This window comes from Lysinibacillus sp. NPDC097868, from assembly GCF_044761135.1.
In the GTDB taxonomy this organism is placed as follows: Bacteria; Bacillota; Bacilli; order Bacillales_A; family Planococcaceae; genus Lysinibacillus.
Genome location: NZ_JBIWBS010000001.1, coordinates 1,166,803 through 1,186,574, shown reverse-complemented (window position 1 = coordinate 1,186,574; position 19,772 = coordinate 1,166,803). Strand labels below are relative to the sequence as shown.

The window sequence follows — 19,772 nt, the reverse complement described above, 5'->3', positions numbered from 1 at the left end:
TTAGTGCCAGTCACTCAAACATTTCACTTTGCTAGTCATTTATTTTATTACTATCCAAGCAAAAATCCACGGAGACTCCTGCGGGAACGCACGTAATGTAAGACGCAACAGACGGCGCGCAAGTGACGGTTGCGGCTTACATCGAGCCCGCGGTAAGCGCAGTGGATTTTTACGCTTTAGAATTAGAAGGACTTTTGGGTAGCACCTGATTTAATACTTTGCTTTGCTTGCAGAAGTAAAATTTCGATTGACTAAATAAATACCACTTAAAATAAATAGCCCCCCTATCAATAGCGACGAGTGTAATGGTTCATCTAATAATATCCAGCCTGTTAATACCCCAAAGAAAGGGGCTAAGAATAAGTAAGCACTCGTTTTTCCTGGATCACTATTTTGTAATAGATAATACCAGCCAGCAAATTGAATGATTGATGAAAAAATGCTTAACCATAGTAAAATAAAAAATGAATGACCATTGACGATAAAATATGGCTGCTCCAGTGCAACACTACCTAGTAAGAGCAGTAGTCCCCCAAAGAGCATCTGATATGCTGATAATACCCATGTATCAAACAGTACACCCCATTTTTTTGCTAATAGCGTGGCAATTGCCCAAAACACAGCAGAAAGAAACCCGAAAACTAGACCAATTTTCCACTCGATTTGTGCACCCATTGTAATCATGACACCGATTAAACCGAGAATAACACCGCCCCACTGATACAAACGGTAATGTGCTTTTGTAAAAATAGTAGCCATTACAACGACTAACAGTGGATTCGTAAATGTTAGAATAGAAGATTCACTGGCTGTAATAGTTCGTAAGCTTAAAAATATACACCCCATCACTCCAGCAGTCTGGAATGTGCCAATCAAAAGAATTTTCAACCAATTTGCTTTTGTCGTTGGGTGAGGTCTTTTTAAAACAAGAACGATGATAGCCATTAATACCCCAGCTACGATAAAACGCAATGCCGCTAATAATAACGGAGATGAGTAAGGTAAACCCAATTTTACAATGGCAAACGAAGAACCCATTAAAAAAGTTGTAATTAGTAATAAAGCGATAAACTTAAAATTATTCATATAAATTCCCCTAACTTTTGGTAATAACTATTCTATAGCCATTATAAACAATGAGTAGTTCAACTCCCATCGAACTATGGAATACACTGCAAACCATTTGAAAAAAGCTATCTCCACATCTAGTGGAAATAGCTTATAAATGAATATTAATAAAGATAGGGTAATATATTTTTGGATTGTCTATAGCCGTTTTAATTGTGATTAAGATTCGTTATTGTGCATGCATAATTACATTCTTTTTCTTTGAAAAAAATAGAAAAGACACGGTTAAGCTTAAACTAATGATACCAAATACTAGGCCCATTCCATTTAAGCCAATTAAATCAAGCATCATTCCTGTTGAAAGTAGAACGATTTGAAAGACGACAGAATCAATCATATTGCGGAAGGAAAAGAAACGGCCATAGTACTCTTTCGGCACTTGCTTTTGAAAGATTACCATTGATGTTGGGAAAAAACAACCTACAGAAAAACCAAATAATCCAAATGTCAGTAACGCAAAGAAAGTACTATCTGCAAGCAGTAACATGAGCTCCATTAAACCAATGATAAATGCAAGTCCAAATAATAATGTACCGATATTCACTCGCTCAGCAATATATTTGAGCCCTGCTGCTCCTAACATAAAGCCGATACCTTCAACCGTATACAATAAACCAGAAATAGTTGTGGACTGGTGAATTTCTGATATTTTCATAATGACTAAATTAAAAGAACCTAAAAATAATGTTGGGATTAACATAAGAACAAGTGTCATTAAAACGACTGGATGCTCTTTTAGCATAGGTAAAACTTCCTTAAATCCACCTTTTTCCTTATCTTGTACGGACACATTAATCGTTTCATCTAGCTTTAATCCGTTTGTAATGAAATACATTAGTATGTATACAATAAGCGAAATAATGTATAACCATTTCAACTCAAAATAACTTAACATTAAACCCGCTGCCGCTGTTCCGACAATTCGTGAAATCGTTCGAGCATTCATTTGCCATGCATTCAATGAGATTAAATCTTTATCTTTAACAACGATTGGAATAATTGATTGTAAAGCAGGCATATAAAACGCTGCCGCAATTTGTAATGTAATTAAAAAGAGAATCATCCAAATGACCGAATTTGTATAAAGTGCGATAAACATAAAAAATACGCTAATAATGCGTCCCACACTAGCAAACTGAATGATCGTTTTTTTCCTTGATTGGTCAATTAGTCGTCCTGCAAGCGGTGCTACAACAAGACCAGCTAAAATTCCAATTGAAATAATTAATGATTTATGAAAATCAGACGGTACTACCTCTTGCATAAATGCTAGATTTCCAATAATCCCAGCCCATAAGCCAAGACCTACTACAAACTCACCTAATAAAATAATCCATACGTTGTGATTTTTCCACATGCTGCATCCCCTCGTTGTCCTATATTAAAATTTAATAACACCCATAGTAACAAAATTATAAATATTCGTACATATAAAATTACAATTCTTGTATTTTATCTCTACCTTAGCTCGTGATTATGTATTCTTTTATCAATCTATATCCCCTCATTTTTGCTCCAATCATTTAACGACATCATTGGAAAATCTTCCTCAACATCCAGTCTCAAATGTGCAATTAGCTCAATGGAATTGCCGTCTGGATCGGCAAAATAGATTGCGGCATGTGCATGTGGATTATTTGGTAAAACAAGCGGTTGTTGTGCTGGCGTAAAACCAAATGCTGTTTTTATTTCAATGCCAATGGATTGCAGCCACTCTTTCACTCGCGCTAAATCTTCTTCATCAATTTTGAAAGCAATATGTCGAATAGAAGGATGATAATCTAATTTTGCTTCCTTGCTTTCCCAAAGTCCAATCCAGCTTTCCCCTTTGACAATCCAGAAAAAAGCTAATTGATTTTGCACATAAGCTAACTCAAGCCCTAGTTTCTCATAAAATGTTATTGACTTTTGTAAATCACTTACTGGTAAATGTGCTTCATATAACCCTTTTATCATGCTATCGCTCCTTTTGATTACTGTCAAAAGTATACTATTTTTATAGAAAGTGAAAATCATGCTAAAGGATGAAATGTTCACCTTATTTCACCTTTCTCATTATTCGATTTTGATGTTCCAAAAACAAAAAATGAAGAGATGCTGCCTATTATAAGCCTCATCTCTTCATTATTATTACTTTTTATTGCGTGCTACCTACCATATGTGCATTCATTGTAGTCCTCACATTGTCTTTCAATTATAAACCTTCTAATTTACTAACAAAGGATTTTCTTTTCCTATCGACGATTTTTTGAGCTAATAACGTGACGACAAATAATATGCCAACTGCCGTGGCCATCATGCCTGCAATGGACGTGTCCCAAAATTTCGCCAAATAATATCCAATAATCGCCGCTGTCCCGCCAAATAACATACTGAATAAAAACATCTGTTTAATCGATTTACTAATTAAATTGGCTGTTGCGGCAGGACCAATTAACATGGCAACTACTAAAATTGCCCCTACACTATCAAATGCTGCTACAGTTGTGAAGGAAATTGAAGTCATAAAACCATAATGCAGAAAAATAATGGGAACCCCTATAGATGCCGCATATACAGCATCAAAGGTTGCTAGCTTCATTTCCTTGAAGAATAAGACAAGGAACCCGATGTTTATTAATAAAACGAGCAACAACATCCAGACTGCTTTTGGCATTGTAAGCGAAAATAATGTCCATTTATCCCAAGGGACAAAGGCAATTTCACCCATTAATACATGCTCAACGTCTAAATGAACATTGCTAGCAAACAATGTAATAAGCAAGACGCCTGCAGCAAATAAAGACGTAAAGACAACACCGATGGCGGCATCTTCCTGTATACCCGATGAATGAAGTAACTGCACTAAATAAGCAGTTAGTATCCCTGCCACTGCCGCTCCTATTAGCATCCAAAAGCCATTTAATGTTTGCGTAACAATAAAAGCCATAACAATTCCGAACAGCACAGTATGGCTAATGGCATCTGCTATCATCGACATTTTACGTAATATTAGAAAAACTCCTGCCATGCCACATGTTATTCCTACTAGAAGACCCGTAAAAATGACCCAAAACTCAATCACCCTACCTCACCTTGCTTTCGAAACTGTTTTTTTCTGAGAAACTTATTAATTTGCCCTGCTGGACTTATTAAATAAGAAATAAAGAAGATGCTAGCTGCTACTAATACGATAATAGGTCCTGTAGATAATCCTGTTCGTAATGAACTAATAAAGGTTCCTACTAACCCTGATATGCCACCAATAGCAGCACTCAGTACAATCATAGAACTAAGTTTTGTCGTCCACAGTCTAGCACTTACAGCAGGAATAATTAACAGTGCCGACATTAAAATAACACCAACGGATTGGATGCCTGTTACAATTGTCAAAACAATCAATACTGTCAATACGGCTTTTAATGCTTCAACCGGCAATCCAATGCCCTTTGCATAAACAGGATCAAAGATTAAAAGCTTCCATTCCTTATAAAATAATAGACTAACTAAAATGATGATTGTAGCACTGACAAATAACCATGTTAAGTCAACTTTTGTCATCGTTGCAGCTTTACCGAAAATAAAGTCATTGAGTCCGCTTTGGTTTCCTAGCGGACTATGATTCACAACTGTTAAAAATACGACCCCAATCCCAAAAAATACTGTCAATACTAAACCAATAGCAGCATCTGCTTTCATTTTAGAAAATGAAACAATCCATTGAATACAATATACGGATAATGCTGACGTTATTGCAGCCCCCAAAATTAAAATTGGTAAATCTTTTTGCCCTGTTAATAAAAAGGCTATTGCAATACCAGGCAATGCTGCATGTGCTGCCGCATCCCCCACTAAACTCTGTTTTTGAAGAAAGGAAAAGGTCCCCGTTATTCCCGCTGCAATTCCCAGTAACATCGTACCGAGCAAAACCCAAAGTAAATTACCGCTTAACATACGCTGTTCGCTCCTAACGTGTCTTCAATCATGAATAATTTACCACCGTATGTTTTTTGTAATTGTTCTGCAGTAAAAACATCTTCAGTTGCACCTGATGCTAAAATCGTTTTATTTAATAAAATTGTGTAATCAAAATATTCTTTTACTGTTTGTAAATCATGATGCACAACAAAAATACTTTTCCCCTGTGCCTTTAAGCTTTTTAAAATATCAATAATCGTTTTTTCTGTTGCGGCATCTACACCAGCAAATGGTTCATCTAAAAAATAGATATCTGCATTTTGCGCTAGAGCCCTTGCTAAAAACACACGCTGCTGTTGACCTCCAGATAATTGACCAATGGAACGCTCTGCAAAATCTTGCATTCCTACACTTTCCAAAGCTTGATTAGCAAGCATCTTATCCTGTTTGGATGGCCTTTTAAATAAACCTGTATGTCCGTATCGCCCCATTAACACAATATCCAGTGCATTTGTTGGAAAATCCCAATCGACTGCATTGCGTTGTGGTACATAGCCAACAACGAGACTTTTTGGATTAAAGTTCTTTCCTAGTATTTCAACTTTCCCAACCTTATTTGGTAGCTGATTTAAAATCGCTTTTAAAAACGTTGATTTGCCTGCCCCATTCGGACCAATAATTGCCGAAAGTCTGCCTATAGGCACTGTAACGCTGGCATTTTCCAACACGGTTTTCTTATCATAAGCAACCGATAAATTTTCAACTGTTAATGCATTCATTTTTCCACCTACTTTAGTGCATCGACAATTGTGTCGATGTTATGTCGATACATCCCAACGTATGTGCCTTCTTCAGTTCCTTCAGCACCCATAGCATCTGAAAATAACTCTCCACCAATAACAATGTCATGCCCTTTTTGTTTTGCTCCTTCTATAACGGCTTTCATCGCTTTATCTGATACGCTTGACTCTACAAAAATAGCTTTAATTTTGTTATCAACTAAGAAATCTACCATTTCCTGTACGTCTTTCACACCATATTCTGCTTCTGTACTAAGCCCTTGTAAGCCACGAACTTCAAAACCTTGGCTCTCACCAAAATAGTTGAACGCATCGTGGGCCGTTACTAATATACGTTGTTTTTCTGGAATTTCATTAATACGTTCTTTCGCGTAAGTTTGCAATTCATCTAATTTTTTTAAAAAAGCTGTTTCATTTGCTTTAAAATCATCCTTATACTCTGGATATTCTTTTACAAGTGTTTCCGTTACCGCATCTACAACTTGTTTCCATAGGTCAATGTTAAACCATATATGTGGATCGTGTAGTAGCCCTTCATCTTCACTATCAAGTAATTTATCTTTATCTAACTTATCACCAACAGCTAGTACCGTTTTATCTTTTGACATTTGATCGAAAATATCGAGCATTTGTCCTTCCAATTGTAAACCGTTATAAAAAATCACTTCAGCTTTTTCTAACTTTGATAAATCACTTTGTGTTGCTTTGTATAAATGTGGGTCAACACCAGGTCCCATTAAAGCTGAAACAGTTAAATGGTCACCGCCAATTTCTTTAATAACATCAGCAATATGCCCAGTCGTTGCAACAACGACCCCTTCCCTTTTTCCAGTTTCATTTTTTTCCGCGCTACAACCGAAAAGTAACATCATTAAAACAACTACTCCTAATAAACGTTTCATTTACCATTACCGTTGTCAAAACCTTATAAAACGTTATAAGTTTACGTTTACTTCTTACTTTATGGTACTCAATTTTACCGAAGCTACTTTCGTTTGTCTTAGCACCCGTTGCATACAACGAATACATATTAGCCGGATCTTTTGCATTTGACGACTAATGGAAACTACATAGATGGGCGCAGGATTTTCAGCTTACTATGCTACACCCATCACCTTTAGAGATTCTTTCAAATAGTGAAAGCTTCGATTAAAGCTATTTCCACTATAGATTTCAGAAGAAGGATAACATTTAACTGTGTCAATCAAATAAACGCGAGCAAACTCGTACAGCTTTTGTTGCCCAATGAACTTGAGAAAGATGTTATTTTTATCATTCTCAGTAGAATTACTTCTCCAAATCGGTTCTAGAAAGCTTATCTTTATTGTTAGTCGCTACTTAATGAAAATAGCCATGTTGAAGTAAACGTATTACTTTTTTCTGTTTTATAGTGTTGCATGTTTTGATTAAACGGTTTCCCTCCTTAATTTTTTTATAATTTACGAGATACGTTTCGCTGCAACTTGCATAAACATTTCTCTTATTTCTGCATTACTGTTGATGCCGCTTTGTCTCTGGAAATTAATTATTTATCATAAATTTCTTCATAAGCTGTTTCCAGCCCATCCAAAATAAAATAATTGAAATCGCTACACCTACAGATTGGGTCATTTTCCACAACATCGTCAGAAACACTAGTATCCCTAGTGGAAGAATCGTTAGTTTTAATTCATCTAACTTTTTCATAGACTCACTCTTCTTTCGTTTACGATATTTTGTTTCCCTTAGGAAAAATATATGCTTAAAGTGAATAAATTTCAACTGTTTTAACAAAAATTTTTTAAAAAAATTTTTTTCTTGCACATCTTTTGTATTTAGCCTACAAAAAAACACCACCAATTTTTGTACCTGTTCTACAAAAATTAGAGATGCCCATCTTGTGTTTCAAAGGGCGAAGAATAGATCTTAGTTTTCGCCCTTTAACGGTCCTTAGTCACTAAAAATTTTTTCGATATTGCTAATAGATTCTGACCACTTTTTGACTAGTAAAAAGGACATGCTCTTGAAAATATCTAATGGAAATATTTGCAGTTTCCATCTATATCCTGCAAACTAAATAGTATAACTGCTAGAAAGGAAGAATGATAATGAAACAATTATTGAGTATAGTATTGCTTTCATTACTTGTTGTTGCTGGTAACCTCAAGGTAGAGGCCGCTGGTTTTACAGATGTGACCGAAGACCATTTTGCTTATGAGGCAGTCATGTGGGCAGAGGAATATGACATTATAGATGGCTATGCTGACGGCACCTTCAAGCCGAATGCAACCATTACCGAGCAACAATTTGCAAAGTTACTTGCAAATTATTATGAACTGGAAACTCCTTATGATGAGTTAAAAAAGCAAACCCCTGCAGCGAACTGGTCAGATGAGTATTATAACCGCCTTGCTAGTTATGGTGTACCTCTTAACGGCTACTTTCATAACAATATCCGAGCAACTGCTATAAAACGCGGTGTTGTTGCACAGGCTATCACACATCTAGCAGAGGGCAAGCGTGGCCTCAATGAATCCATTCAATTTTTACTCGATTCCTATATTTCCACTGGTCAGAACGAGCAATATGAAAATCGTGACTTGCAAAAGTTTTTTGGCGTTGCAAACAATATGACACGTGCGCAAGTAGTTACATTGCTTCATCGCATGGATTCGAGAAATTTTTATACTATTTCTGAAGAGGCACAAAATATTCATGATAATCTGAGCAATGCTTCTTTAAATTCACGAGCGATCAATGGACAACATCAGCTAGATAAAACGATGCAGCAAGTGGCTCCTTCAAATAGTGCTTGGGAAGGTACTTATACGTACTACTATAAATGGGGCAAAGGGGCAAATGAGTTTAATCGCCGCGACGCCATTATCTCTAATGTCACAAGCAAAACTTTTAACATTTCTTTAACAGCAAGTGATGGTCAACAGTTAGGTAGCGTAGATGGGACAGCTACTATTACATCTAAGACTAAGGCTGTAATGAACAAATCGGAAAATGGAAACCGCTGTGTGCTGGAATTCGAGCAACTTAAAAATGCGCTCAAAATAATCGAGGTTGATTGCAGTTCAGAGCGCGATGAAGGTACGAACTTCTCGGGCACATTAAAAAAACAATAAAGACTATAAGTCACTCCTGTGAAAGGAACTTATTAGGCTCGCTTCAAAGCAAAAGAGCATAGACTAACTTGTTTACAATTATGTAGAGGGATATTATATTTCCCATGCATAGGGTTTTATAAAATTTGCACGTATTCTATATTGTTAAGGGCATAAAAGAAAGAGAGAACTATAATTAGTTCTCTCTTACAGGATAAAGGAGCATAGTCTAGTATTAAATTCACTTATTGGAGTTGTATTATTTTTCTCCGCTTAACTCGACTAATATTTTCGATTGAGTTTTATCGTTTGTTAACGCTTCAAAGCCTTTGTCAACGATATCATCTAACTTTATTTGACTTGTGATAATGCCTTGTGGATTTAGCTGACCAGCACCCATTGCATCAATTGTTCTTTGGAATATTGTTGGTGTATAAACAATTGAAGATAAAAGATTCACACCAGTGTTTGTAAGATGAATTGGATTCCACTCGATTGGTCTCGCAAAAATAGAAACAATCATCATATTACCACGCGCTTTTGTCACATCAATAGCTTGTTTAAAAGTAGGAGCAACTCCAGCAACTTCAAAGGAAACATCTACCCCATCTGCTACAATAGCTCGAACCGCTTGTACAGGGTCTTCTTTACCTGAATTAATAATATGTGTTGCACCTAATTCTTTCGCTTTTTCTAATCGGTTATCAGATAAATCTAATACGATAACTTTGCTTGCACCAGATGCTTTAGCAGCAATGACTGTTAATAACCCAATTGGGCCTGCACCAAACACTGCAACTGAATCCCCTAAAGTGACTCCAGCATCTTTTACAGCTTGTACAGCAACCGCCATCGGTTCTACTAGTGCACCATCTTGTAATGTTAAATTATCAGCTAAACGGTGTACATTTGTTTCAGGCACGTTTGCATATTTCGCAAACCCACCGTTTCCATGTAATCCGATGAAATTAAATCCATCATAACGATCTATATCTTCATGTTTTTTTCTAAATGTTAAAGTAGGATTTATTACCACACGGTCTCCTACTTTAAAATTTGTAACCTTAGAACCAACTTCTTCGATTACACCAGCAAATTCATGTCCCATTGTCAGCGGAGCAATTTCACTCGTTAAATCAGCTTTTGCATCAACCGGTATGAATACTGGACCTTCTTGATATTCATGTAAGTCACTTCCACAAATACCTGCCCAAGCTACTTTTACTTTCACTTCGTCTTCTCTTAAAGCTCGTAATTCTACCTCTTCTACTCTAATATCTTTTACACCGTGCCAAACTGCTGCTTTCATATCAATTTCCCCTTTAAAATTTAATTAAAATGATGCCATAAAATAACATCTTTAATAGCATTTCGGGCATTTTCAAAATCCGATATTTCTATACACTTAATAAACGTATGAATGGACATATGATAGGATTCAACGAGATTCATTTTCCATTTTGTTTGTGCAGCTACATTTGTAACAAATATGGTTTCTTTAAAGAAACGTAGCATCGCAATATTTCCAGTAATATCAAAAAACAATTCTAACAAGTGGGCAAACGCTACAACATATTCGTAAATATTGTTAACGGACTTTCTTTGTTCCATCGTTTCAAAACGAAGTAAAAGTTCCTTTTGAAAATCGGCAGTCCATTTTGTTTCACAGTTTTTAAGCGCAAGATCCAACAGGTAATAAAGGGTCTCCAAATAATCCTTTAATTCCTGATCCGAAATAATTTTTACACTTACACCTTTATGTTGTATTTTTTCTACTACACCATCTTTTTGTAAAAGATACAGAGCCTCTCGGACAGGTGCATGACTTACTTGTAACTCTTTTGCAATTTCCGACTCTATCAAACGCTGTCCTTGTTCATATTGACCTGAAAATATGCGAAACAATAATTGCTCTGCTATTTGTTCCGCTATTGTTTTCTTCGAAATTGAATTTTCATTAAACCCCATCTAACCACTCCAATAAATTTATATCCTCTTATTCTAATAGTTCCGTGTATATGGTGGCTAGTAAAAATGTTATCCATTATAGATTATCGATAATCTATAAATGTTATTTTAATATGAAAACGCTTCGATTTCAATAATTTTGAATCAGGAGCAGTATTATTTTCATTCAATCGTACGCAAAAATTGGTTATAATCGTGTTGTTTAGCCACATGAAAAGCATCCTAAGGCACTAATAACAACCAAAAAAAAACGACCTGATTGCATGATGCTTTCAGGTCGTTTTATCATTATGCCTCTACTGAAATATGTTGGAATGTTGTGACATCAAATAACCCTGAATCCGTTAACTTTAAAGATGGGATAACAGGCAATGCCACAAATGAAAATGTTAAAAGAAAATGAAAATCTAAATTAGGGTTTAGCTCATTTAGTGCAGTGTGTAGACTCGCTAATTGCATTTTGGCATCATGTGCTGATGCATTAGTCATTAATCCACCAATTGTTAAAGGCATTTCTGCTACTATTTTGCCATCTGCTACGATTACAAATCCCCCTTGAATTTCTTGAATACGATTAAGTGCCATCACCATATCTTCATCATTCGTTCCAACGACTAGTGCATTGTGAGAGTCGTGTGCTACTGTCGTTGCAACCGCACCTTTTTGCAATCCAAAACCTTTCACAATACCAAGACCAGTTGTGTGCAAATGATGGTGGCGCTCGATTACAGCCAACTTTAGTAAATCCTGCTCTACTGATGGAATAAATTTACCCTTCGTAACTGGTACATCTACTACTAAATGGTTCGTAATAAGCTGATTAGGAACAATCTCCATTACATTAGCTTTTGATCCTTTTGTAAATGGAATGGCAAGCATGTCCGTTGAAATAGCTGGCAAATGAACAGAGCGATGGATATGAGCAGGCACTTCGGGTTGTACACGCGCAGTTAGCATTGTACCTTTTTCAGCGACTTTGACGCCATTTTTCCAGACAGCTTTCGCTCGCATTTTCGTAATATCTTCCACTAAGACAAAGTCGGCTTTATAGCCTGGTGCTATTGCCCCTCGATCGTAAAAACGATAGCACTCAGCTACGTTAATTGTAGCTATTTGAATAGCTTGTAATGGCTCCATTCCTTCTTCAATCGCCATCTTGACATCAAAGTTGATGCTGCCCTCTTCCATTAATTCGTCTACATACTTGTCATCTGTACAAAAACCAAAACGACGCGCATTTATTGTATTTACAGCCGGTAATAAATCACGTAAATTTTTAGCAGCTGAGCCTTCTCGTATTAATACATACATTCCTTGCTCTATACGATTTAACGCTTCTTCCGCTGTCACACACTCATGATCAGTATGAATGCCTGCCGCTCGGTAACCTGTAATTTGTGTGCTATTTAATCCTGCACAATGTCCGTCTACAACAAGATTAGCTTGTTGTGCTAACCTAATTTTTTCAAGCATGCTCTTTTCGCCATTCAGCACAGCTGGAAAATCCATCACTTCTGCTAATCCACGTACATTTTCATCGGTCATAAAAGGGGCTAAGTCGGTAGCAGTAAGTGTTGCCCCTGCATGTTCAAAACGAGTGCCTGGCACACTGGAAGGCAGCATTACAAAAATATCCATTTCTGCATTTTTAGCATCATCTAGCATAAACCGAATGCCTTCTGCACCTGCAACATTGGCTATTTCATGTGGATCTGTGATGACAGTCGTCACTCCGTGTGGAACAAGCACGCGACTAAATTCAGAAGGAGTAAGCATTGACGATTCAATATGTATATGCCCATCCATTAACCCAGGAATTACATAGTTCCCTTCAGCATCTTCCTCCTTGTTAGCAATAAAACGATTTTGTGTATCGAGGGCTACAATTTGCCCATTCTTTACAACAATATCTGCATTCTTCCACGTTAAAGTAAAAACATCTGCAACTTGTGCATTGCGCAAAATAAAATCCGCCTCAATTTTCCCCTGTGATGCCAGTATATTTTCTGCTAGTTGCTGTACTTTTTCTACCATTTTGAGCACTCCCTTTTCTTTTATGACCTATCATGCATGAATGACGAAGGAGTTTCAAGTCATGTAGATTGTTTCGTCTTCATTTTTCTATTTACCTTCCTACTAGTATGAAAAAAACGACCATTTATAAATGGTCGTTTGTAAATTCTAACTCTTTAGGTGGCTCACCCTTTTTGTTCATCAGTCGCATACGAATAGGTTCAATTTTAAGTGTTACCATTTCATCTTTGTTGCCAATGAAGATTCCTGTGAAAAATTCTGCTAGTTTATTTTTCAAACCTTCCTCTTCAATTTCCGTAAGCTTCCCTTCAATTTCTACAAACGTATCTCCAAAGCCTCCGTTATCGTAGCCATATAAAATATGTGTATACGGATTTTTCAATAGCTCATCGATTTTCTCAGAATGCTTATTTGTCACTGTATATAATACGAAGTCTTCATTTTGAAATGTCATATAACGTGAATATGGTTTACCATTTTCAACGGTTGCCATCGTTCCTATTTTTTCTCGATTTAATACTTCTAAAATTTCATCACGTACTGAAGTCATTTCATCCCATCCTTTCATATTCATTATTATTTTACCCCTCGTTCTTAAAGCTAAACCGCCTTTTTTTGAAAAATATGAAATGACTATTTTCGGCGTTTTTCCAAATCTATTGCTATAATAATTTGTTGGACAACATGAATTTTTCAGAATGAGGTTTTAAATATGAAACAAGCTTTTTTTACACGATGTCTATTTTTCATTGCTGGCATCTTAGTTTTATCCTTTGGCATAACTTTAACTATTAAAGGACAATTTTTTGGCGTTGGTTCATGGGATGTTCTACATATAGGATTAGCCAAAACATTTGGTCTTACAATTGGCACTTGGTCTATATTGATTGGTTTAGCAATTTTAGCATTTGATATGCTGGTGACGAAGAAATTTCCTTTACCAGGTACATTTGCAGATATGTTTTTAGCTGGAATTTTTATTGATATTTTCAACTTTTGGCTCCCAGATATTGAGGGCTTTTGGATGCAGCTACTTGCCTACTTAACTGGTTTGCTTTTACTTGGTTGGGGTTGTGGCATGTATATGGTAGCGAATTTAGGCATTGGTCCACGAGATACATTAATGCTCTTGATGGTTCATAAGCTAGGCTGGAGTGTTACGCGCGCCCGTACTTTAATGGAAGTAACAGTTGCTATTATTGGCTTTTTACTTGGTGGTCCTATTGGAGTAGGAACAGTGTTAATGGCTTTCGGTCTCGGCCCAATTGTACAATTTGCATTAACTTACAATGAGAAACTATTTACAAAATGGACTGGTGTTAAGAGCGTTGTCGTTTAAAAATAAATATAAATTAAAAAAGCTTGTGAAATGTAACACTATCACAAGCTTTTTCATGACTATATTAGTTGTTTGAAAACTATTTATTCTCTCGGTTCTGCTGTATTTTGCCCTGTCGCTTCTATTACTTCAGGTGTGCCATCGACAGTTTCCTCTTCTTGTACGTTTTCTGCTGCTGGAGGTGTGATTGTCACTAATGTATAGTCGTCTTCATTTAAAATTTCAAAGTGTAAGTTTTGACGAATATCTCCAACATAAAGTGAGGTACCAATTGCAACATTTGTTACATCGACTTCAACCGTTTCTGGTATTTCCGAAGGTTTAACTTTAATACGAATTTCACGATTTGGTTGTAACAAGAACCCTCCATCTTTAACACCGATAGCATCACCTACTACGTTAACAGGGATATCGACTTCTAGCTCTTCTGACATATTGATTGATTTAAAGTCTACATGCTTTACAAAACCTTTTAACGCACAACGTTGTACTTCCGTTAATACTGCATTTACTTTTTTTCCCTCGACATCTAATTGAAATACACTTTTACTACCAATTTCGCTTAAAACTTTAGCAAATGTTCTGGCATCAAGTGATATCGACGTCGGCTCCATTTGATAACCGTAAACAACGCCAGGAATGGCACCACTTTGTCTTAGTTTTGTTAATGTTGAGCGTTGTCCTTTATGACGTTTTGTAGCATTTAATATAGTGCTCATCAGCTTTTTCCCCTCTCGTGAAAACTAGTCTCATAAATGGTTTTGCCCGATAGTTTAATTTTTATACCTTTAACCGTATTATTGTGACGTCTTCACGATATTTTGTTTATGATAGGATTTTCTTTCCACTTTAAAATAGATTCTTACGTTTTATTAGTCATCTAATGATCAAGCGTTATAGGTGATTTACGCTCCAAAAACACAATACCTAGCGCTAACGCTGCTATAATAGAACATGCTATAAACATTAAACTGTATGAAGTAAGTTGCACAACAAAGCCCATCAAAAAGCTTCCTATACCAAAACCTAAATCATATGTAGCTAAATAGAGACCAAGCAATACATAACGAGATTCCTTTGGCACAGCAAAGGACATATATGTAGTAATGGTTGGATAGAGCATTGCCGATGCTAATCCATTAAAAAGAGCGGAAATATAAACGAATGAACCGAGCACTGGCAACAATGCTAGTAATGTCGTACCGAGCACGGAGCTAATTAGCACGAGGGCGATAAACATCGGATGCCATTTGCCATCAGAGGGAATATACTGTCGTAGCAAAAAACGACTGACGACAACGACAATAGCTTGTATAAATAAATACAGTGTAGGATTCGCAGCTCCTTCAGTTAGCAGATAGAGTGGTAAAAAGGTTGAAATGGCCCCAAAGACCGCAGAGCCAATAGTCATAACAATAGCCGCCACCATCAGTCCTTGGTGCTGTTTCGTACCGTTTATGACATAAAGTATGTCCCTTAGTGAAAACCGTTCTTTTATTATTTTTGTTTTCGGTAAAGGCGAACGAATAAAGCAAAGTAGTGGCACGACAGCTAAAAAGGCTATGAATGCTAATAAATATACTAGCTCAAACTGGCTCCATAGCAAAAGTGCTAATGCTGGCCCGTAAAGTGAAGGCATTACCGTCGATAAGGAATACATCGACATCCCCTGCCCCCGATCCTCCTCTCGTAAAACATCTGCAATTCCAAGCTGCATTGCCATCGAGAAAAAGGCCGTAATAATACCTTGTAGTATACGCACAATATAAAGACTATCAATACCAAATACTATATAAATAAGCAATGCTACTGCGTGGCCAAACAGTAGCCATTTCATAATTGTAAACGGGCTATGTTTAGCAACCATTTGCCCTGCAAATGGCCGTAAAAACATACACACGAGCATATACATCGCCATCATCACGCCAATTTCGCCCTCTTTAAAACCTCCCGCTGCTGCCTGTATCGGAAAAATAACTGTTAATACTGCATTTGCTGTAAAGAAAAACATAGCTAACCCATACATTTGTAGCATGGGAGCTGATAATGGACGAACCTTCATGAAATATGCTCCTCTCTACCGTATACCTGGTGCTGAGAAGGATGCTTACACGTAATTGGTAATCTTGCTGCCAACAGTCGCTTACTTACCGGATGTGTCATTTTATATATTTGTGTCACATCGCTTACATGTTCGACAATTTCTCCTTTATCCATTACAGCTACTTCATCCGCAAATAACTGTACCGCATGTAAGTCATGTGTAATAAACAAGTAACTGAACCCTTTTTGCTGTTGTATTTGTTTCAGAAGCTTTAATATACTAACTTGCACTAGTAAATCAAGGCTATTTATAGATTCGTCGAGGACAATTAGCTTTGGCTCGGTAGAAATAGCTCTGGCTATCGTAACTCGCTGTAATTGCCCACCACTTAATTGATGCGGATATTTTTGTGCATCACTGGCAGCTAAGCCTACTTGCACAAGTAACTCTTCTATTTTCTTTAAACGTTCTGCCTTCGATAACGACAAATGAAGCTCCATTGGCTCCGCGATAATATCTTTTATTTTCATTTTTGGATTAACCGCACTATGGCAATCTTGAAAAACAACCTGTATATTTTTTTGTAACTGCTTCTTTGATTCGTTCACTGTAGTGAATACATTATGATTGTCAAATTCAATAGAGCCACAATCAGGTCGCTCCAATCCTAGCACAAGCTTAGCGAGCGTTGTTTTTCCACTCCCACTTTCGCCAACGATTGCTAAGCATACTCCCTGTCGAAGTGTTAATGAAACATTTTTCACAGCATGGATCTTTTCTTTTACACGAAACCAACCTTTTTGCTGATAGCATTTTGAAACATGTTGAATCGTTAGCACAAGGTTTCCTCCTGTCTTACCCAATATCCTTGCTTATATTCATATAATTCACCAGTTATCTTTCCAGTCCAAGCATCAACCAACTGCTCAAGTGTAAATTTGTTATCCTTAGCAGCTAATAGCGCCTGTGTATAGGAATGGACAGGCTGACCTAAAATGCAGGCAGCTGGACCGTACTCGATAATTTGACCATGGCGCATCACAACAATAATATCTGCCATGTTTGCAATGACACCTAAATCATGTGAAACAATAAGCATACTCGTATTCGTTTGCTGTTGATACAATGCTAATTCCTCTAAAATCTCTAGCTGAGTCATCGTATCAAGAGCTGTCGTTGGCTCATCTGCTAATAAGAGCTTTGGGCTAAGACTTGCTGCTAGGGCAATCATAATACGCTGAAGCATACCTCCGCTTAATTCATGTGGATATTTTTTTAATATCGATGCATCCGGCAATTGAAAACGTGCTAGTTGCTCTGCTGCTATTTTTTGCGCTTGTTGCTTTTTCATAGGAGTGTGCGCTTGTAATGTTTCGATAAAATGTTCACCAACCGTCACTATCGGGTTAAACATCGCCATAGGATTTTGCATGATGAGCGCAATATCATTGCCTCGAAGTTGACGCAATTCATGCTCGTTCATTGCTAATAACGAGCGCCCTTCAAATAAAATATCGCCTTTATAGCGTCTCGAATCCCGAAATAACTGCATAATGGCATGACATAACATTGTTTTACCACTGCCACTTTCCCCAACAATACCGACTGTTTTACCCGCAGGAATCGTCATACTAGCATCCCATAAGACTTGTTTTTCTTCATTCGCTGTTTGTATCCAAATAGAAAGTTGTTGTATTTCTAACATGTCACATCACCCTCCTATATTATTTTTGGATCCATTGCATCTCGAAGCGCATCACCAAACCAATTGAAAATAACAACGGTTAGTGAAATCATGGCTCCTGGTATAAACATCAGCATTGGGTTGCTCATTAAATATGATTTACTATCGCTAATCATCATGCCCCATTCTGCCATTGGTGCCGACACCCCTAAACCTAAAAATGACAACTCTGAAATCAGTAAAATTGTTGAACCAAGACCAATTAACTTCAATAAAAATATTTGTGGGAAAACAAAAGGTAAAATATGCCTCATCACGATTTTTCGCTTTGAGACCCCCGTTACATGCGCATACTGTACATACGTACTTTCTCTTAGTGAACGCACCATATTACGGATAATTCGTGCAAAGCCCACCCATGACACGAGCACAATCGCGATAAACATATTACCTACGCCTCCCCCAAGTGCTCCAACAATAACGAGTGCAAAGACAAAATCAGGAATCGCTAAAAAAACATCACAAATTCGCATTAATACTAAATCAACTATTCCACCGACATAACCAGCAAGCATACCGACTAGCATGCTGATAAATAACGTGACGATAAGTACACTAAACGCAAGTAAAAGAGACAATCGTGCACCGTATATAAGACGCGATAGCACACAGCGTCCTAAATAATCGGTACCTAACGGGTAGGCGGGGGAATAGCCTTGTAATTTCATTGCCATATTTGTTGAATATGGATCATTTGGAGCCAGCCAAGGTGCAAACAATGCTACAAAAATGAGCAGTAATACAAGCACACTACTAAGAATGAGTGATGTTCTCTTTTTCATTACACACCGTCTCCCTTCAACCTTACACGTGGATCGACGATTGCACAAAGCACATCCGCCATAAAATTAAAGACTATGTACAGCCCACCGATAATGACGATAAAGCCTTGTAACACAAAATAATCCCTAGCAAGCATCGATTCCACGATAAATCGTCCCACACCTGATATTGTAAAAACAATTTCAATAATTGCAGCTCCTCCAAGTAAGCCTCCACATGTCATTGCAAGCGATGTGAAAAGCTGTGGTAATATCCCCTTCACAATATGTCTCCTAATAATGACAGATTCTTTCACACCACGCGCTCGCGCAAAGGTCACATGCGGTTTATTTCCTTCTTCAAGCATGCTTGAACGAATGAGCCGAATATAATAAGGAATAAAACCAAGTGCAAGTGTGAAAGCAGGCAATGGTACATGTTCTAAACTTCCCCACCCCATAAGAGGAAGTAAGCCCCATTTTAATGCCACGACATAAACAAAAATAAAAGCAAGCCAGAAGCTGGGCATAGATGCTAGTGTAAAGACAAACGAACGACTAAGCCAATCGATAAGCCCTCCTCGCTTTGTTGCAGACCAAATACCAATCGTAAAGCTTACAGAAACGATAATGATAAATGCTGAAGCTGCGAGCGTGAGTGTTACACTAAAACGTTGAAGGAGTTCGGCTGTTACAGATTTTTTTGATACAAATGACTCACCAAAATCCAAGCGTATAACATCTAATAGCCACGAACTATATTGCACGAGTAAGGGGCGATTATAGCCTTTTTCCTCACGCATTGTTTCCAATGCCTCTTCTGTAACCGGAATTTGATTCATTGTGAAATAGGCTTCTACTGGATCTACTGGAATAAAACGAATTAATCCAAAGGCGATTATTGTCATCCCCAAAAATGCTACTAGCATACTCCCAAGTCTTTTAGTTAAATATCGCCACATTAT

General features: G+C 37.2%; 20 protein-coding genes. 2 read left to right on the top strand and 18 right to left on the bottom strand.

What is annotated here, in order from left to right; translation table 11 throughout:
• Positions 1-210 precede the first annotated feature (210 nt).
• The 8 genes from ACIQXJ_RS05665 to ACIQXJ_RS05630 all read right to left on the bottom strand — a co-directional run bounded on the left by ACIQXJ_RS05665 (position 211) and on the right by ACIQXJ_RS05630 (position 7,511).
• The gene (locus tag ACIQXJ_RS05665) at positions 211-1,086 is read right to left on the bottom strand and encodes a DMT family transporter (RefSeq protein WP_403050674.1); all 876 of its coding nucleotides are present in this window, start codon (positions 1,084-1,086) and stop codon (positions 211-213) included.
• 211 nt (positions 1,087-1,297) lie between these two features.
• Positions 1,298-2,485, bottom strand: coding sequence for an MFS transporter (locus ACIQXJ_RS05660; protein WP_403050671.1), 1,188 nt, complete (start codon positions 2,483-2,485; stop codon positions 1,298-1,300).
• A gap of 137 nt (positions 2,486-2,622) precedes the next feature.
• Positions 2,623-3,084 (bottom strand): VOC family protein, encoded by a 462-nt coding sequence (locus tag ACIQXJ_RS05655; protein ID WP_403050668.1) that lies wholly within the window; start codon positions 3,082-3,084, stop codon positions 2,623-2,625.
• A gap of 238 nt (positions 3,085-3,322) precedes the next feature.
• A complete protein-coding gene (locus ACIQXJ_RS05650) occupies positions 3,323-4,192 on the bottom strand; it encodes a metal ABC transporter permease (RefSeq protein ID WP_403050665.1) in 870 nt (289 codons plus the stop codon).
• Positions 4,189-5,061, bottom strand: coding sequence for a metal ABC transporter permease (locus ACIQXJ_RS05645; RefSeq protein WP_403050662.1), 873 nt, complete (start codon positions 5,059-5,061; stop codon positions 4,189-4,191). Before ACIQXJ_RS05645 ends, ACIQXJ_RS05650 begins: the two co-directional genes overlap by 4 nt.
• A complete protein-coding gene (locus ACIQXJ_RS05640) occupies positions 5,055-5,804 on the bottom strand; it encodes a metal ABC transporter ATP-binding protein (protein ID WP_403050659.1) in 750 nt (249 codons plus the stop codon). Before ACIQXJ_RS05640 ends, ACIQXJ_RS05645 begins: the two co-directional genes overlap by 7 nt.
• An 8-nt stretch (positions 5,805-5,812) precedes the next feature.
• Positions 5,813-6,727 carry a metal ABC transporter solute-binding protein, Zn/Mn family gene (locus ACIQXJ_RS05635; RefSeq protein WP_403050656.1) on the bottom strand — a complete coding sequence of 305 codons (915 nt, stop codon included), beginning with the start codon at positions 6,725-6,727 and terminating at the stop codon, positions 5,813-5,815.
• 619 nt (positions 6,728-7,346) lie between these two features.
• The gene (locus ACIQXJ_RS05630) at positions 7,347-7,511 is read right to left on the bottom strand and encodes a hypothetical protein (protein ID WP_403050653.1); all 165 of its coding nucleotides are present in this window, start codon (positions 7,509-7,511) and stop codon (positions 7,347-7,349) included.
• Between the two features lie 401 nt (positions 7,512-7,912).
• On the opposite strand from ACIQXJ_RS05630, the gene ACIQXJ_RS05625 reads away from it, so the two are divergent.
• Complete coding sequence (locus ACIQXJ_RS05625; RefSeq protein WP_403050650.1) at positions 7,913-8,938, top strand: S-layer homology domain-containing protein; 1,026 nt, start codon at positions 7,913-7,915, stop codon at positions 8,936-8,938.
• Between the two features lie 238 nt (positions 8,939-9,176).
• On the opposite strand, the gene ACIQXJ_RS05620 is transcribed toward ACIQXJ_RS05625, so the two are convergent.
• From ACIQXJ_RS05620 to ACIQXJ_RS05605, 4 genes are all read right to left on the bottom strand, one after another.
• Positions 9,177-10,226 carry a 2,3-butanediol dehydrogenase gene (locus tag ACIQXJ_RS05620; RefSeq protein ID WP_403050647.1) on the bottom strand — a complete coding sequence of 350 codons (1,050 nt, stop codon included), beginning with the start codon at positions 10,224-10,226 and terminating at the stop codon, positions 9,177-9,179.
• A 20-nt stretch (positions 10,227-10,246) separates the two neighbouring features.
• Positions 10,247-10,885: a GntR family transcriptional regulator gene (locus tag ACIQXJ_RS05615; protein ID WP_403050644.1), complete on the bottom strand. Its 639-nt coding sequence runs from the start codon at positions 10,883-10,885 to the stop codon at positions 10,247-10,249.
• Positions 10,886-11,173: 288 nt separating this feature from the next.
• Positions 11,174-12,919, bottom strand: a complete 1,746-nt coding sequence (ade, locus tag ACIQXJ_RS05610; protein ID WP_403050641.1) for an adenine deaminase — start codon at positions 12,917-12,919, stop codon at positions 11,174-11,176.
• Between the two features lie 124 nt (positions 12,920-13,043).
• Positions 13,044-13,469 (bottom strand): pyridoxamine 5'-phosphate oxidase family protein, encoded by a 426-nt coding sequence (locus ACIQXJ_RS05605; protein ID WP_173479112.1) that lies wholly within the window; start codon positions 13,467-13,469, stop codon positions 13,044-13,046.
• A 162-nt stretch (positions 13,470-13,631) separates the two neighbouring features.
• On the opposite strand from ACIQXJ_RS05605, the gene ACIQXJ_RS05600 reads away from it, so the two are divergent.
• The gene (locus ACIQXJ_RS05600; RefSeq protein ID WP_403050638.1) at positions 13,632-14,258 is read left to right on the top strand and encodes a YczE/YyaS/YitT family protein; all 627 of its coding nucleotides are present in this window, start codon (positions 13,632-13,634) and stop codon (positions 14,256-14,258) included.
• An 83-nt stretch (positions 14,259-14,341) separates the two neighbouring features.
• On the opposite strand, the gene ACIQXJ_RS05595 is transcribed toward ACIQXJ_RS05600, so the two are convergent.
• From ACIQXJ_RS05595 to ACIQXJ_RS05570, 6 genes are all read right to left on the bottom strand, one after another.
• The gene (locus ACIQXJ_RS05595) at positions 14,342-14,977 is read right to left on the bottom strand and encodes a 50S ribosomal protein L25/general stress protein Ctc (protein WP_403050635.1); all 636 of its coding nucleotides are present in this window, start codon (positions 14,975-14,977) and stop codon (positions 14,342-14,344) included.
• 161 nt (positions 14,978-15,138) lie between these two features.
• Positions 15,139-16,320, bottom strand: coding sequence for a staphylopine family metallophore export MFS transporter CntE (gene cntE, locus ACIQXJ_RS05590; protein ID WP_403050632.1), 1,182 nt, complete (start codon positions 16,318-16,320; stop codon positions 15,139-15,141).
• A complete protein-coding gene (locus ACIQXJ_RS05585) occupies positions 16,317-17,141 on the bottom strand; it encodes an ABC transporter ATP-binding protein (RefSeq protein WP_403050629.1) in 825 nt (274 codons plus the stop codon). The genes cntE and ACIQXJ_RS05585 overlap by 4 nt, the downstream gene beginning before the upstream one ends.
• Positions 17,135-18,007: an ABC transporter ATP-binding protein gene (locus ACIQXJ_RS05580; RefSeq protein ID WP_403050626.1), complete on the bottom strand. Its 873-nt coding sequence runs from the start codon at positions 18,005-18,007 to the stop codon at positions 17,135-17,137. Before ACIQXJ_RS05580 ends, ACIQXJ_RS05585 begins: the two co-directional genes overlap by 7 nt.
• 14 nt (positions 18,008-18,021) lie before the next feature.
• The gene (locus tag ACIQXJ_RS05575) at positions 18,022-18,828 is read right to left on the bottom strand and encodes an ABC transporter permease (RefSeq protein WP_403050623.1); all 807 of its coding nucleotides are present in this window, start codon (positions 18,826-18,828) and stop codon (positions 18,022-18,024) included.
• Positions 18,828-19,769 (bottom strand): ABC transporter permease, encoded by a 942-nt coding sequence (locus ACIQXJ_RS05570; protein WP_403050620.1) that lies wholly within the window; start codon positions 19,767-19,769, stop codon positions 18,828-18,830. Before ACIQXJ_RS05570 ends, ACIQXJ_RS05575 begins: the two co-directional genes overlap by 1 nt.
• Positions 19,770-19,772: the final 3 nt, after the last annotated feature.

Bases quoted from the DNA above. Each gene is read 5' to 3' on its own strand.
- ACIQXJ_RS05620 (WP_403050647.1), bottom strand. From the start codon at position 10,226: ATGAAAGCAGCAGTTTGGCACGGTGTAAAAGATATTAGAGTAGAAGAG.
- ACIQXJ_RS05655 (WP_403050668.1), bottom strand. From the start codon at position 3,084: ATGATAAAAGGGTTATATGAAGCACATTTACCAGTAAGTGATTTACAA.
- ACIQXJ_RS05605 (WP_173479112.1), bottom strand. From the start codon at position 13,469: ATGACTTCAGTACGTGATGAAATTTTAGAAGTATTAAATCGAGAAAAA.
- ACIQXJ_RS05635 (WP_403050656.1), bottom strand. From the start codon at position 6,727: ATGAAACGTTTATTAGGAGTAGTTGTTTTAATGATGTTACTTTTCGGT.
- ACIQXJ_RS05630 (WP_403050653.1), bottom strand. From the start codon at position 7,511: ATGAAAAAGTTAGATGAATTAAAACTAACGATTCTTCCACTAGGGATA.
- ACIQXJ_RS05575 (WP_403050623.1), bottom strand. From the start codon at position 18,828: ATGAAAAAGAGAACATCACTCATTCTTAGTAGTGTGCTTGTATTACTG.
- ACIQXJ_RS05615 (WP_403050644.1), bottom strand. From the start codon at position 10,885: ATGGGGTTTAATGAAAATTCAATTTCGAAGAAAACAATAGCGGAACAA.
- ade (WP_403050641.1), bottom strand. From the start codon at position 12,919: ATGGTAGAAAAAGTACAGCAACTAGCAGAAAATATACTGGCATCACAG.
- cntE (WP_403050632.1), bottom strand. From the start codon at position 16,320: ATGAAGGTTCGTCCATTATCAGCTCCCATGCTACAAATGTATGGGTTA.
- ACIQXJ_RS05595 (WP_403050635.1), bottom strand. From the start codon at position 14,977: ATGAGCACTATATTAAATGCTACAAAACGTCATAAAGGACAACGCTCA.
- ACIQXJ_RS05660 (WP_403050671.1), bottom strand. From the start codon at position 2,485: ATGTGGAAAAATCACAACGTATGGATTATTTTATTAGGTGAGTTTGTA.
- ACIQXJ_RS05665 (WP_403050674.1), bottom strand. From the start codon at position 1,086: ATGAATAATTTTAAGTTTATCGCTTTATTACTAATTACAACTTTTTTA.
- ACIQXJ_RS05645 (WP_403050662.1), bottom strand. From the start codon at position 5,061: ATGTTAAGCGGTAATTTACTTTGGGTTTTGCTCGGTACGATGTTACTG.
- ACIQXJ_RS05580 (WP_403050626.1), bottom strand. From the start codon at position 18,007: ATGTTAGAAATACAACAACTTTCTATTTGGATACAAACAGCGAATGAA.
- ACIQXJ_RS05600 (WP_403050638.1), top strand. From the start codon at position 13,632: ATGAAACAAGCTTTTTTTACACGATGTCTATTTTTCATTGCTGGCATC.
- ACIQXJ_RS05570 (WP_403050620.1), bottom strand. From the start codon at position 19,769: ATGTGGCGATATTTAACTAAAAGACTTGGGAGTATGCTAGTAGCATTT.
- ACIQXJ_RS05640 (WP_403050659.1), bottom strand. From the start codon at position 5,804: ATGAATGCATTAACAGTTGAAAATTTATCGGTTGCTTATGATAAGAAA.
- ACIQXJ_RS05625 (WP_403050650.1), top strand. From the start codon at position 7,913: ATGAAACAATTATTGAGTATAGTATTGCTTTCATTACTTGTTGTTGCT.